The organism is Agrococcus carbonis (genome assembly GCF_900104705.1).
Taxonomy (GTDB): Bacteria; Actinomycetota; Actinomycetes; order Actinomycetales; family Microbacteriaceae; genus Agrococcus; species Agrococcus carbonis.
Genome location: NZ_LT629734.1, coordinates 1,028,849 through 1,040,987, shown reverse-complemented (window position 1 = coordinate 1,040,987; position 12,139 = coordinate 1,028,849). Strand labels below are relative to the sequence as shown.

At 72.7% G+C, this 12,139-nt stretch carries 11 protein-coding genes; 9 read left to right on the top strand and 2 right to left on the bottom strand.

Annotation, left to right across the window (positions count from 1 at the left end):
* Nucleotides 1-155: 155 nt before the first annotated feature.
* From rplJ to BLT67_RS04950, 4 genes are all read left to right on the top strand, one after another.
* Nucleotides 156-674: a 50S ribosomal protein L10 gene (gene rplJ, locus BLT67_RS04965; RefSeq protein WP_092665992.1), complete on the top strand. Its 519-nt coding sequence runs from the start codon at nt 156-158 to the stop codon at nt 672-674.
* A gap of 33 nt (nt 675-707) precedes the next feature.
* Nucleotides 708-1,097 (top strand): 50S ribosomal protein L7/L12, encoded by a 390-nt coding sequence (rplL, locus tag BLT67_RS04960; RefSeq protein ID WP_092665991.1) that lies wholly within the window; start codon nt 708-710, stop codon nt 1,095-1,097.
* Nucleotides 1,098-1,293: 196 nt separating this feature from the next.
* Complete coding sequence (locus BLT67_RS04955; RefSeq protein ID WP_092665990.1) at nt 1,294-1,980, top strand: MBL fold metallo-hydrolase; 687 nt, start codon at nt 1,294-1,296, stop codon at nt 1,978-1,980.
* Nucleotides 1,981-2,022: 42 nt separating this feature from the next.
* Nucleotides 2,023-3,891, top strand: a complete 1,869-nt coding sequence (locus BLT67_RS04950; protein ID WP_231945591.1) for an ABC transporter ATP-binding protein — start codon at nt 2,023-2,025, stop codon at nt 3,889-3,891.
* A 130-nt stretch (nt 3,892-4,021) separates the two neighbouring features.
* On the opposite strand, the gene BLT67_RS04945 is transcribed toward BLT67_RS04950, so the two are convergent.
* Nucleotides 4,022-4,423, bottom strand: coding sequence for an MGMT family protein (locus tag BLT67_RS04945; RefSeq protein ID WP_231945590.1), 402 nt, complete (start codon nt 4,421-4,423; stop codon nt 4,022-4,024).
* A 55-nt stretch (nt 4,424-4,478) separates the two neighbouring features.
* Between BLT67_RS04945 and BLT67_RS04940 the strand changes: the two genes are divergently transcribed.
* Complete coding sequence (locus BLT67_RS04940) at nt 4,479-5,849, top strand: cystathionine beta-synthase (protein ID WP_092665987.1); 1,371 nt, start codon at nt 4,479-4,481, stop codon at nt 5,847-5,849.
* Nucleotides 5,850-5,851: 2 nt separating this feature from the next.
* Nucleotides 5,852-7,018 (top strand): cystathionine gamma-synthase, encoded by a 1,167-nt coding sequence (locus BLT67_RS04935; protein ID WP_092665986.1) that lies wholly within the window; start codon nt 5,852-5,854, stop codon nt 7,016-7,018.
* A 272-nt stretch (nt 7,019-7,290) separates the two neighbouring features.
* Here the strand turns inward: BLT67_RS04935 and BLT67_RS04930 are convergent, their stop codons facing one another.
* A complete protein-coding gene (locus BLT67_RS04930) occupies nt 7,291-8,655 on the bottom strand; it encodes an MFS transporter (RefSeq protein ID WP_092665985.1) in 1,365 nt (454 codons plus the stop codon).
* 84 nt (nt 8,656-8,739) lie between these two features.
* On the opposite strand from BLT67_RS04930, the gene BLT67_RS04925 reads away from it, so the two are divergent.
* The 3 genes from BLT67_RS04925 (at nt 8,740) to BLT67_RS04915 (ending at nt 12,132) form a co-directional block, all read left to right on the top strand.
* Entirely contained in the window at nt 8,740-9,186 is a 447-nt protein-coding gene (locus BLT67_RS04925; protein ID WP_092665984.1) for an SRPBCC family protein, read from the top strand.
* A 514-nt stretch (nt 9,187-9,700) separates the two neighbouring features.
* Entirely contained in the window at nt 9,701-10,915 is a 1,215-nt protein-coding gene (locus BLT67_RS04920) for an amidohydrolase (protein ID WP_092665983.1), read from the top strand.
* Nucleotides 10,912-12,132 (top strand): multidrug effflux MFS transporter, encoded by a 1,221-nt coding sequence (locus tag BLT67_RS04915; protein ID WP_092665982.1) that lies wholly within the window; start codon nt 10,912-10,914, stop codon nt 12,130-12,132. The genes BLT67_RS04920 and BLT67_RS04915 overlap by 4 nt, the downstream gene beginning before the upstream one ends.
* Nucleotides 12,133-12,139: the final 7 nt, after the last annotated feature.

Below are 12,139 nucleotides of genomic sequence, written 5' to 3'. Positions count from 1 at the left end.
GTGCTCGAAAGGCACGCGGCAGCCGAAGGCTCGCTCGTGAGAGCGTCGTCCCGCGCAGGTGCGAATGTCCCGTCGAGGACCGAGCTCCGTGCGCGTGCGCCGGAGCTCATTTTCATGTGTGAGCCAGGGAAGCCAGCAATGACGCAAGGAGCACCATGGCGAACAAGGAAGCTGCGGTCGCCGAGCTCTCGAACCTCTTCGAGAGCTCGAACGCCGTTCTGCTGACCGAGTACCGCGGTCTCACCGTCGGCCAGCTGAAGACGCTGCGCCGTTCGATCAGTGAGCACGCGACGTACGCCGTGGTGAAGAACACGCTCACCAAGATCGCAGCGAACAACGCCGGCATCACGGCGTTCGACGACACCCTCGTCGGCCCCTCTGCGATCGCATTCGTGCACGGCGACCCGGTCGCCGTCGCGAAGGAGCTGCGTGCCTTCGCCAAGGCGAACCCGGCGCTCGTGGTCAAGAACGGCTTCTTCGACGGGAACCCGCTCTCGACCGACGACGTCAACAAGCTCGCCGATCTCGAGTCCCGCGAGGTGCTGCTGGCCAAGCTGGCCGGTGCCTTCAAGGCCTCGCTGTTCGGCGCTGCCTACATGTTCAACGCGCCCGTCGCGCAGGCCGCCCGTGCGGTCGACGCGCTGCGTGCGAAGCAGGAGTCCGCGGCCGAGTAAGGCCCGGTCGGTACCAACAACAAGGAGAAGACGATGGCAAAGCTGTCGACTGACGAGCTGCTCGAGCAGTTCAAGGAGCTCACCCTCATCGAGCTCAGCGAGTTCGTGAAGAAGTTCGAGGAGACCTTCGAGGTCACCGCTGCGGCTCCGGTCGCGGTCGCCGCGGCCCCGGCCGCCGGTGGCGCCGCCGAGGCCCCCGCCGAGGAGGAGAAGACGGAGTTCGACGTCGTCCTCGAGTCGGCCGGTTCGGCCAAGATCCAGGTCATCAAGGTCGTCCGCGCGCTGACGTCGCTCGGCCTCGGCGAGGCCAAGGCCCTCGTCGACGGTGCCCCCTCCAACGTGCTCGAGGGCGCGAAGAAGGAGGACGCCGAGAAGGCCAAGGCCGACCTCGAGGAGGCCGGCGCGACGGTGACGCTCAAGTAGCGTTCCCCGCTTCAGCACGAAGGGCCGTCCCCGCTGGGGGCGGCCCTTCGTCGTGCCCAGCCGCCCTCGGCGGCGCACCAGACGAGGAGGCCCGGAAGATCCCCGCCGCTCAGCGCTCTCGTGTGGATCGTCCACGCGGGAGGGCTGAGGCGCGCGAATCCGGGCTCGGCCTCGAGCCGCCTGGCATGCTGGCGGCATGTCGAGCCAGCTGCTGCCGGTCGCGCCGGGCGTCGAGCGCTGGGTGATGCCCGAGGCCGCGATGAACGCCGTGGTCGTCGCCGACGGCGGCGACGCCCTCGTGGTCGACCCGGGCACACTGCCGGCGCGCGCGGCCGAGCTCCGAGCCGCGGTCGAAGCGCGCGGCGACCGCATCGTCGCGGTCGTCATCACCCACGCGCACTGGGACCACTGCTTCGCGCTCTCGGCCGTCGACGACGTGCCGTGCCTCGCGCATCCGACCGCCATCGCCGAGCTGCGCCAGCACGGTGACGCGCAGCGCGAGGCGGTGCTCGGCTTCGCCTCGCCCGAGGTGGCGGATGCGGTGCGCGCGCTCCCGATCGTGATCCCCGGCGAGCCCGTGGCCGCGCCGCGCACCCTGCGCGTCGGCGCGCTCGAGGTCGAGCTCGAGCCCCTCGGGCCCGCCCACACCGGCGGCGACCTCGTCGTCCACGTGCCCGCCGCCGGCGTGACGATCGCGGGCGACCTCGTCGAGACCGCCGACGACCCGCAGCTCGACGAATCGACCGACGTGGGCGGATGGCTGCGCGCCCTCGACCGCCTCGAGCAGCACGCACAGCCGCTCCTGTTGCCCGGCCACGGCGAACCCTGCGGCCATGAGCGCATCGTGCACCACCGCGCGCTGCTCGAGCCGCGCGCGGTCTGAGCCGCGCGGGGATCACGGGGTCGGCGGCGATACCCTCAGCCCATGAGCATGGGGATGGGCGGCGGGCGCGGAGCCCGCGTGGCGATGCGCGACGAGACGGCGCAGCGCGAGGCCAACGCGACGGCCCCCGACGTGCCGGACCTCGGCCGACGCATCCTCGCCCTCTTCGCGCCGCACCGCCCGCAGCTCGCGCTCGTGATCGCGCTCGTGCTCGTCGTCGCGGCCATCGCGGTCTTCCCGCCGCTGCTCACGCAGCGCGTCTTCGACGAGGCGCTCTTCCCGCCCGAGGGCGGCCCCGACCTCGGGCTCCTGTGGCAGCTCGTGGGCATCATGATCGCCCTGTGGGTCTCGTCGAGCCTGCTGGGCATCTGGCAGGTGTGGCTCACGTCGCGGGTCGGCAACCGCGTGATGGGCGAGCTGCGCAACAGCCTCTTCGAGCGCCTGCAGCGCATGGAGCTCGCGTTCTTCACCCGCACGAAGACGGGCGTCATCCAGTCGCGGCTGCAGAACGACGTCGGCGGCGTCGCGAGCGTGCTCTCGAACACCGTCTCGTCGGTCGTCGGCAACTCGGTCACCGTCATCGCGAGCCTCGTGACGATGCTCATCCTCTCGTGGCAGCTGACGATCGCGGCGGTGCTGCTGACGCCGCTGCTCGTGTGGCTGCAGCGGCGCGTCGGCCAGGTGCGCGCGCGCATCGCCACGCAGACGCAGGAGTCGCTGAGCGAGATGACCGCGATCACGCAGGAGTCGCTGTCGGTCTCGGGCATCCTGCTCGCGAAGGCGTTCGGCCGGCAGCAGGACGAGTCGCGCCGCTACCGCGCCGAGAACGACCGGCAGATCGACCTGCAGGTGCGGCTCACGATGAGCGGCCAGACGTTCTTCGCGATGGTGTCGATCTTCATCTCGATCCTGCCGGCGGTCATCTACGTGCTCGCGGGCTACCTCATCACGGGGCAGCTGGAGACGGGGGCGGATGCGGTCGTCACCGCGGGCACGCTCGTCGCGTTCACCACGGTGCAGGCGCGCCTGCTCATGCCGCTCATGGGCCTGCTGCGGGTCGCGCTCGACCTGCAGACGAGCGCGGCCCTGTTCGCCCGCATCTTCGAGTACCTCGATCTCGTGCCGGCGATCGAGCCGCCCGCCGACCCGAAACCGCTGCCGCGGGAGCGCGCCGGCGAGGTCGTCTTCGACGACGTCGAGTTCCGCTACCCGGATGCGCGCGAGAGCGAGCCGAACACGCTCGACGGCGTCTCGTTCGCGCTCGAGCCCGGCACCTTCGCGGCGTTCGTCGGCCCCTCGGGCGCGGGCAAGACGACGATCGGCTATCTGCTGCCGCGGCTCCACGAGGTGACCGCCGGCGCGGTGCGGCTCGCGGGCGTCGACGTGCGCGAGCTCGACCCGGCCGCGCTCACCGACCACATCGGGATCGTGAGCCAGGAGCCGTACCTCTTCCACGCATCCATCCGCGAGAACCTGCGCTACGCCAAGCCCGACGCGACCGACGACGAGCTCGACGCCGCGGCGCGCGCCGCGAGCATCTACGACACGATCCAGCGCTTCCCCGACGGCTACGACACGATCGTCGGCGAGCGCGGCTACCGGCTCTCGGGCGGCGAGAAGCAGCGCATCGCGATCGCGCGCGTGCTGCTCAAGGATCCCGAGGTGCTCGTGCTCGACGAGGCGACGAGCGCGCTCGACACCGTCTCGGAGCGCGTCGTGCAGACGGCTCTCGACGCGGCGGCCCGCGGCCGCACGACCCTCGCGATCGCGCATCGCCTCTCGACCATCCGGCACGCCGACGTGATCTTCGTGATCGACCGCGGCCGCATCGTCGAGCGCGGCACGCACGACGACCTGCTCGAGCTCGGCGGCACGTACGCGACGCTCTTCGCGCAGCAGGCCACCCGCTGACGCACGGCGGCGCAGCCGCCGCCACCCGGGAGCCATTCGCTACGCCCGGGCGATCGCGAACTCGACCCCTTCGACCGAGCAGGACCTGGTGCACCGGGTCGACTTCGGGCGAAGGGGTCGACGACGCGGGTCAGCGGGCGGTGGCGGATGCGTCGGGGCCGGCTGCGCGCCGGCGCGCCGGCTGCACGCGCGGCAGGTCGCGCGTCGCCTCGCGCCAGCGCGCCGCGAGCTCGTCGGCGTCGACCGCGTAGTCGGCGTACCGGCACCCGAGCCCGTTGGGCTTCACGCGGATCCCCTCCTCCTCCCAGTGGGGGAGCGCGCGCTGCAGCAGGTCGCCGCCGAAGTCGCCCGCGTGGTTCGTGATCCGCCACCACGGCAGGCCATGGCTGTAGTGCCGCATGACCGAGCCGACCTCGCGCGGGCCGATGCCGCAGATGCCCGCGATGGTGCCGTACGAGGCGACCCGCCCCGGCGGTACGAGCTCGACGCAGCGCAGCACGAGCTCGACCACCAGCTCCCTGCGCGCATCCACCCCACGATCATGCCGCGAGCGGCGGCGGTAGGCTCGACCGGTGGCAGCGGACGGCATGCGATACGCGGGTTCGATCCTCGAGACCATCGGCGACACCCCGCTCGTGCGGCTGACGAAGGTGACCGCCGGCATCGCCGCGACGGTGCTCGCGAAGGTCGAGTTCCTCAACCCCGGCGGCAGCGTCAAGGACCGCATCGCGCTCGCGATGATCGAGGACGCCGAGGCGAAGGGGCTGCTGCGCCCCGGCGGCACGATCGTCGAGCCGACGAGCGGCAACACCGGCGTCGGCCTCGCGCTCGTCGCGCAGCAGAAGGGCTACCGCTGCGTCTTCGTCTGCCCCGACAAGGTCGCCGAGGACAAGATGGCGACGCTGCGCGCCTACGGCGCCGAGGTGGTCGTCACGCCCACGGCCGTCGCCCCCGACAGCCCCGAGAGCTACTACGGCGTCGCCGACCGGCTCACCGCCGAGATCGAGGGCGCCTATCAGCCCAACCAGTTCTTCAACCCCGCCGCTCCCGGCGCGCACGAGGCGACGACAGGCCCCGAGATCTGGCGCGACACGGCCGGTCGCCTCACCCACCTCGTCGTCGGCGCGGGCACGGGCGGCACGATCACGGGCACCGGGCGCTTCGTGAAGCGCGCATCCGACGGCGCCGTGCGCGTGATCGCCGCCGATCCCGACGGGTCGATCTACTCCGGCGGCACCGGCCGCCCCTACCTCGTCGAGGGCGTGGGGGAGGACATGTGGCCGGGCAACTACGACCCGAGCGTCGTCGACGAGGTGCTCGCGGTCGACGACGCCGAGGCGTTCGCGATGACGCGGCGCCTCGCCCGCGAGGAGGGCCTGCTCGTCGGCGGCTCGAGCGGCATGGCGGTCGTCGCCGCGCTGCGCGTCGCGCGCGAGCTGCCCGCCGACGCGGTGGTCGTGGTGATCCTGCCCGACTCCGGCCGCGGCTACCTGCAGAAGGTGTACTCCGACGAGTGGATGCGCCGGCACGGCTTCACCGCGGAGGCCGAGGGCGTGACCGCGGCCGCCGTGCTCGCGGGCACCGGCCGCGACGCCGCGAGCATCCCGCACGTGCGCGGCGAGCACACCGTGCGGCAGGCCATCGCCGCGCTGCGGGAATCGGCCCTCCCGGCCCTCCCGGTGCTGCGCGCCGAGCCGCCCGCGCGCCTCGGCGAGGTCGCCGGCGCGGTCGCCGAGCGCGAGCTGCTCGCGCTGGTCGCAGCCGACCGCGCCGCCCTCGACGAGAGTGTCGCCGCGCACCTCGGCGAGCGCCTGCCCGTCATCGGCGCCGGCGAGCCGATCGACGCGCTGCACCGCGCGCTCGACGCGGCCGACGCCGTGCTCGTGCTCGACGCATCCCACCCCGTCGGCGTGCTCTCGCGCGCCGACCTGCTCGCCCACCTGACGAAGGAGGCATGACCATGGCTGACGACCGATCCGCCGACCACGGCTTCTCGACCCGGGCCATCCACGACGGCCAGGGCTTCGACCCGCGCACCGGCGCCGTCATCCCGCCGATCTTCATGACCTCGACGTTCGTGCAGGACGGCGTCGGCGGCTTCCGCGACGGCTACGAGTACTCGCGCGGCGGCAACCCGAGCCGCGATGCGCTGCAGCAGCAGCTCGCGAGCCTCGAGGGCGGCACGCACGCGTTCACGTTCGGCTCCGGCCTCGCCGCCGAGGACGCGCTGCTGCGCGCCGTGCTGCAGCCCGGCGACCACGTGCTCATGGGCAACGACGTCTACGGCGGCACGCACCGGCTCGTGTCGCAGATCCACTCGCGCTGGGGCGTCGAGATCTCGACCGCCGACGCGAGCGACCTCGATGCGGTGCGCGCCGCGATGCGGCCGAGCACGAAGATCCTGTGGGTCGAGACGCCCTCGAACCCGCTCATGAAGGTCGCCGACATCGCGGGCCTCGCCGAGATCGGCCACGCCGCGGGCGCGATCGTCGTGGCCGACAACACCTTCGCGACGCCCTACCTGCAGCAGCCGCTCGCGCTCGGCGCCGACGCGGTCATCCACTCCACCACGAAGTACATCGGCGGGCACTCCGACCTCGTCGGCGGTGCGGTGGTGATGGCGGATGCGTCCCTCGCCGAGCGCGTCGGGTTCCAGCAGTTCGCGGTGGGCGCCGTGAACAGTCCCTTCGACGCGTGGCTCACGAGCCGGTCGCTCAAGACGCTCGCGGTGCGGGTCGAGCGGCACTGCGCCAACGCGCAAGCGGTGGCGGAGTCGCTCGTCGGCCACCCGGCGATCACCGCGGTGCACTACCCGGGGCTGCCGGACCACCCGCAGCACGAACTCGCGGCGCGGCAGATGCGCGGCTTCGGCGGCATGGTGTCGCTGCAGCTCGCCGGCGGCGTGCCGGCCGTGCACGAGCTCGTCGGGCGCACGCGGCTGTTCCAGCTCGCAGAGTCGCTCGGCGGCATCGAGTCGCTCGTCTGCTACCCGTCCGAGATGACGCACGCGTCGGTCAAGGGCACCGAGCTCGCCGTGCCCGAGGACCTGCTGCGGCTCTCGGTCGGCCTCGAGGACGCCGCCGACCTCGTCGCCGACCTCGCGCAGGCGCTCGACGCGCTCTCCTGACCCACCGCATCCGCCGGCCTCGCATAGCCCGCGGGGCGGCGGCTGGACGCGACGCCCGGCAAGGCAGCGCCGGGTGGTCACGACACGCCGCGCGCCCCGCGCAGGGTGGTCACGACACGCCGGGTGCGAGCGACGCGGCACGGCGCGTCGTGACCACCCTCCTCGTCGAGCAGCGGCATCGCGCCGGGCGCTGCCGGTCTGCCCGAGCGCGCGGCCCCGGCTCCGCAGGTCGAGGAGCGCGCGCCGCAGGCGCACGCGTCACGAGACCGAGTTCACTCGAGCGCGCGGCCCCGCTGCTCGGGGATCGTCCACGCGGCGATCGCCGCGACCGCGAAGGCGAGCGCGAAGGCGCCGAAGAGCACGAGCGGCGAGCCGACGCCGAGGATGGCCGGCACCGCGAGCGGCGCGAGGATCGACGCGATGCGGCCGAAGCCGGCGGCCGCGCCGGTGCCTGTGCCGCGCACGTTCGTCGGGTAGAGCTCCGGCCCGATGGCGTAGAGTGCGCCCCACGCGCCGAGGTTGAAGAACGAGAGCGTGCAGCCGGCGGCGATGATCATCGCCTCAGTCGACGCCGTGCCGTACCAGGCAGCCGCGCATGCGGAGCCGATCAGGAAGACGGTGAGCGTCGGGCGGCGCCCCCACCGCTCGATGAGGAACGCCGCGGCGGCGTAGCCGGGCAGCTGCGCGAGCGTGATGATGAGCGTGAACTCGAACGCCTGCACGAGCGCGAAGCCCTGCGCGAGCAGGAGCGACGGGATCCAGATGAAGGCCCCGTAGTACGAGAAGTTGATGCAGAACCACACCGTCCAGAGCGCGGCGGTGCGGCCGCGGAGCGCGCGCGACCAGATCGACACCTTGGGCTCCGACGGTGCGGCGGCCGCCGCATCCGTCACCCCGACCGCGCCGGTGAGCGGCAGATCGGGCGGCGCGGCGGGGGCGGGCACCCCCGCGGCCTCCTCGAACTGCCGCACGGTGCGCTCGGCCTCGGGCACGCGGCCCTTCGCCATGAGGTAGCGCACCGACTCGGGCATGCCCCAGCGGATGACGATCGAGAAGATCGCGGGAGCCATGCCGATCGCGAGCCCCCAGCGCCAGCCGTCGTCGGAGGCGCCGACGACGTACGTGCCGATGATGGCGGCGGCGATCCAGCCGACCGCCCAGAACGCCTCGAGCCACACGACCACGCGCCCGCGGATGCGCTTGGGCGCGAACTCGCTGATGAGCGTCGACGCGACCGGCAGCTCGGCGCCGAGGCCGAGCCCCACGACGAAGCGCAGCACCATGAGCGCCGCGAGCGAGCCGACGAGGGCGGATGCGCCGGTCGCGAGGCCGTAGACGAGCAGGGTGAGCGCGAAGACGCTGCGGCGGCCGATCCGGTCGGCGAGCAGGCCGCCGAAGGTCGCGCCGAGCGCCATGCCGACGAAGCCGATCGACGCGAGCCAGCCCTTGTCGCCCGCGGTCAGCCCCCACTGCTCGCCGAGCGCGGCGATGACGAAGGCGATGAGGCCGACGTCCATCGCGTCGAGCGCCCAGCCGATGCCGGCGGTGCCGAGCAGCCGGCCGTGCTTGCGCGTGAACGGCAGCCGGTCGAGGCGCTCGGAGCGGGTCGGCACGGCGTCGGTGGGGAGCGCGGTCATGAGGGGGCCTCTCGTCGAGGGCGCTGCGCGCCGGACGGCACCACGATAGTGCGCGGCGCGCGCGGCCCCGGCTACGGTTGCCCCATGGACGAGCGCATCCAGGTCCCCGCCGGCGTCGAGCGCACCGAGATCGACGGCTTCGTCATGGCGTCGGCGGATGCGGTGTGGCCGCTGTGGACCACCGCGCTCGGCCTCGAGCAGTGGTGGTGGCCGATGTTCGACGACACCCGCTACGAGACCGACCCGCAGGAGGGCGGCTGGTACCGCTTCCACACCTCGACTGGCGGCTTCGGCGTGCAGGGCCGCTACCTGCAGCTCGAGCCCGGGCGCCGCATCGTGCAGACGTGGGACTGGCTCGGCGGCGGCGAGGAGCTGCAGGCCGACGAGCAGCTCGTGATCGTCGACTTCATCGAGACCGGCGACGGCACCCACGTGCGGGTGACGCAGACGGGCCCCATCGACGAGCTCGACGACCTGCGCGAGGGCTGGCAGGACTGCCTCACGCGGCTCGAGGAGCACTTCGACGACTGAGCCGGCGCGTCCCGCCGCCATCCAGTGGTCACGCCCGCGCCCGACTGGTCATTTCCGCACGTGAGTGGTCATTCCCGCGCGTGAGCGGTCACTCCCACGGGTGAACGGTCATTGCCGCGTGTGACCGGTCATCCCCGCGTGCGACCGGTCATCCCCGCGCGTGAACGGTCATTCCCGGGCGTGAGGGGTCGCTCGCACTGGTGAACGGTCATTCCCGGGCGCGAGCGGTCGCTCTCGCGAACGGCCGACCGCTCGAAGGCTTAAGTCATCAGGGACGCAGGAGTGACCGCTCACCTGCGGAAGTGACCGCTGGGGCGCGGAAGTGACCACTCGGGCGCGGAAGTGACCGCTCACATGCCGAAGCGACCGCTCGGGCGTGGAAGTGACCGCTCGGGCGCGGAAGTGACCGCTCGGGCGCGGAAGTGACCGCTCGGAGTGGGGCAGCCCGGGAGTCGTTCGCTGGGCTAAGCAGGCGTAGGCTTGGGTGACGCTGTCAGACACGAAGAGGACTCCCATGCTGCTCGCCATCGTCAACGCATCCGTCATCCCCGTCGAGGGCGAGGAGTTCGAGGGCACGATCCTCGTGCGCGACGGCCGCATCGCCGAGCTCGGCGCCGACGTGGCAGTGCCGGAGGGTGCGACCGTGCTCGACGTCGAGGGCGCCCAGGTGACCCCGGGCCTCGTCGACGCGCACGTGCACCTGGGCGTGCACCCCGAGGGCGACGGTGCCGCAGCGAGCGATACCAACGAGATGACGAACCCCAACACGGCGGGGGTGCGCACGATCGACGCGATCGACCCGTTCGACGAGGGCTTCGACCTCGCGCTCGCGGGCGGCGTGACGACCGTCAACGTCAACCCGGGCTCGGGCAACCCCATCGGCGGCCAGGCGACGACGCTCCACACGCACGGCCGCATCGTCGACCACATGGTGCTGCGCGAGCCCGCCGGCGTGAAGAGCGCGCTCGGCGAGAACCCCAAGCGCGTCTACGGCGAGAAGAAGCAGACGCCCTCGACGCGCCTCGGCACCGCGAAGATCATCCGCGACGCGTTCGTCGCCGCGCAGAACTACCGGCGCCGGCTCGCCGACCCCGAGAACGACCGCCACCACGACGTCGACCTCACGATGGAGGCGCTCGTCAAGGTGCTCGAGCGCGAGATCCCGTGGCGGCAGCACGCGCACCGCGCCGACGACATCGTCACGGCCCTCCGCATCCAGGCCGAGTTCGGCTTCGACCTCGTCATCGACCACGGCACCGAGGCGCACGTCGTGGCCGACCTGCTCGCCGAGCGCGGCGTGCCGGTGCTCATCGGGCCGCTCTTCACGACGAAGTCGAAGATGGAGCTCCGCGGCCGCTCGATCGCCAACCCCGGCAAGCTCGCCCAGGCGGGCGTCGACATCTCGATCATCACCGACCACCCGGTGATCCCGATCTCCTTCCTCGTGCACCAGGCATCCCTCGCCGTGCGCGAGGGGCTCGACCGCGACACGGCGCTGCGGGCGATCACGATCAACCCGGCCCGGGTGCTCGGCGTCGACGCCGAGGTGGGCTCCCTCGAGCCCGGCAAGCGCGCCGACATCGTCGTCTGGAGCGGCGACTGGATGGACCCGATGGCCCGCCCCCGCACCGTGCTCATCGACGGCCACGTCGTGTTCGAGCACGACGCCGCCACCGGCGAGGAGCGGGTCGCGCCGCGCGCCGACGTGCCGCTCGCGCTCGCCGAGTGAGCGAGCAGCCCGGCGCCTCCTTCACCCGCCGACGGCGCATCACGACCCTCATCGTGCTCGGCCTGCTCGCCGGGCTCGGGCCGTTCACGATCGACCTCTACCTACCGGCGTTCCCCGCCGTGAAGGACGACTTCGGCACGACGGATGCGTCGGTGCAGCTGACCCTGTCGGCCACGACCCTGGGCTTCGCCTTCGGGCAGCTCGTCATGGGGCCGCTCTCCGACCGCATCGGCCGGCGCCGGCCGCTGCTCGTCGCGACCGGCGTGCACGTGCTCGCGAGCGTCGCCGTCGCGCTCGCCCCCGACATCGTCACGCTCTCGCTCATGCGCATCGTGCAGGGCTTCGGCGCCGCCGCCGGCACGGTGGTCGCGATGGCGATGGTGCGCGACCTCTTCGGCGGCAAGCAGCTCACCACCGCGCTCTCGCGCCTCGCGCTCGTGATCGGGATCGCGCCGATCGCCGCGCCGGTGCTGGGGTCGTGGCTCGTGGGCATCATGCACTGGCGCGGGCTCTTCTGGGTGCTCGCCTGCTACGCCGCGCTCGTCATCGTGCTGCAGCTGCTCTTCCTGCGCGAGACGCTGCCGCCGCACCTGCGGCACGTTCCCGGCCACTCGACGCTGCGGCAGCGGTACCGCGCCGTGCTCACCGACCGGGTGTTCGTCGGCGTCGCGATCATCGGCGCGAGCATCTTCGGCGGCATGTTCGCGTACATCTCGACCGCGAGCCTCCTGCTGCAGGAGGTCTACGGATTCTCGCCCGCCGGCTTCGGGCTCGTCTTCGCGCTGTGCTCGGTGGGCGTGCTCATCGGCACGCAGACCGCGGGGTGGGCCGCCAACCGCTTCGGGCCGCAGTGGGTGCTCGCCGTCTCGACGGCCCTCCTCGTCGTGAGCGCATCCGGGATCGTGCTGCTCGACCTCGCCGGGCTCGGCGTCGCGGGCCTCGTGCCGCCGCTGGCGGTCTTCGCCTTCGCGTTCGGCCTCTCGATGCCGTGCGTGCAGACGCTCGCCCTCGCGGGACACCCGGGCGAGGCGGGCACCGCCGCGTCGCTGCTCGGCGCGCTCAACATGTCGATCGCCGGGCTCGTGAGCCCCCTCGTCGGCCTGTTCACGATCCAGGACGCGATCCCGATGGGCACGATCATGCTCGCGTGCGGGGTGCTCGCCGCGTGCTCCCTCTGGCTCGTCGTGCGGCCCCGCTCGGTGGCGCCCGTCCGCTGAGGGACCG

What these genes read in the sequence shown, in the direction of transcription:
- BLT67_RS04955 (WP_092665990.1), top strand. Translation starts at nt 1,294, where the DNA reads ATGTCGAGCCAGCTGCTGCCGGTCGCGCCGGGCGTCGAGCGCTGGGTG.
- rplL (WP_092665991.1), top strand. Translation starts at nt 708, where the DNA reads ATGGCAAAGCTGTCGACTGACGAGCTGCTCGAGCAGTTCAAGGAGCTC.
- BLT67_RS04930 (WP_092665985.1), bottom strand. Translation starts at nt 8,655, where the DNA reads ATGACCGCGCTCCCCACCGACGCCGTGCCGACCCGCTCCGAGCGCCTC.
- BLT67_RS04940 (WP_092665987.1), top strand. Translation starts at nt 4,479, where the DNA reads ATGCGATACGCGGGTTCGATCCTCGAGACCATCGGCGACACCCCGCTC.
- BLT67_RS04935 (WP_092665986.1), top strand. Translation starts at nt 5,852, where the DNA reads ATGGCTGACGACCGATCCGCCGACCACGGCTTCTCGACCCGGGCCATC.
- rplJ (WP_092665992.1), top strand. Translation starts at nt 156, where the DNA reads ATGGCGAACAAGGAAGCTGCGGTCGCCGAGCTCTCGAACCTCTTCGAG.
- BLT67_RS04920 (WP_092665983.1), top strand. Translation starts at nt 9,701, where the DNA reads ATGCTGCTCGCCATCGTCAACGCATCCGTCATCCCCGTCGAGGGCGAG.
- BLT67_RS04925 (WP_092665984.1), top strand. Translation starts at nt 8,740, where the DNA reads ATGGACGAGCGCATCCAGGTCCCCGCCGGCGTCGAGCGCACCGAGATC.
- BLT67_RS04950 (WP_231945591.1), top strand. Translation starts at nt 2,023, where the DNA reads ATGAGCATGGGGATGGGCGGCGGGCGCGGAGCCCGCGTGGCGATGCGC.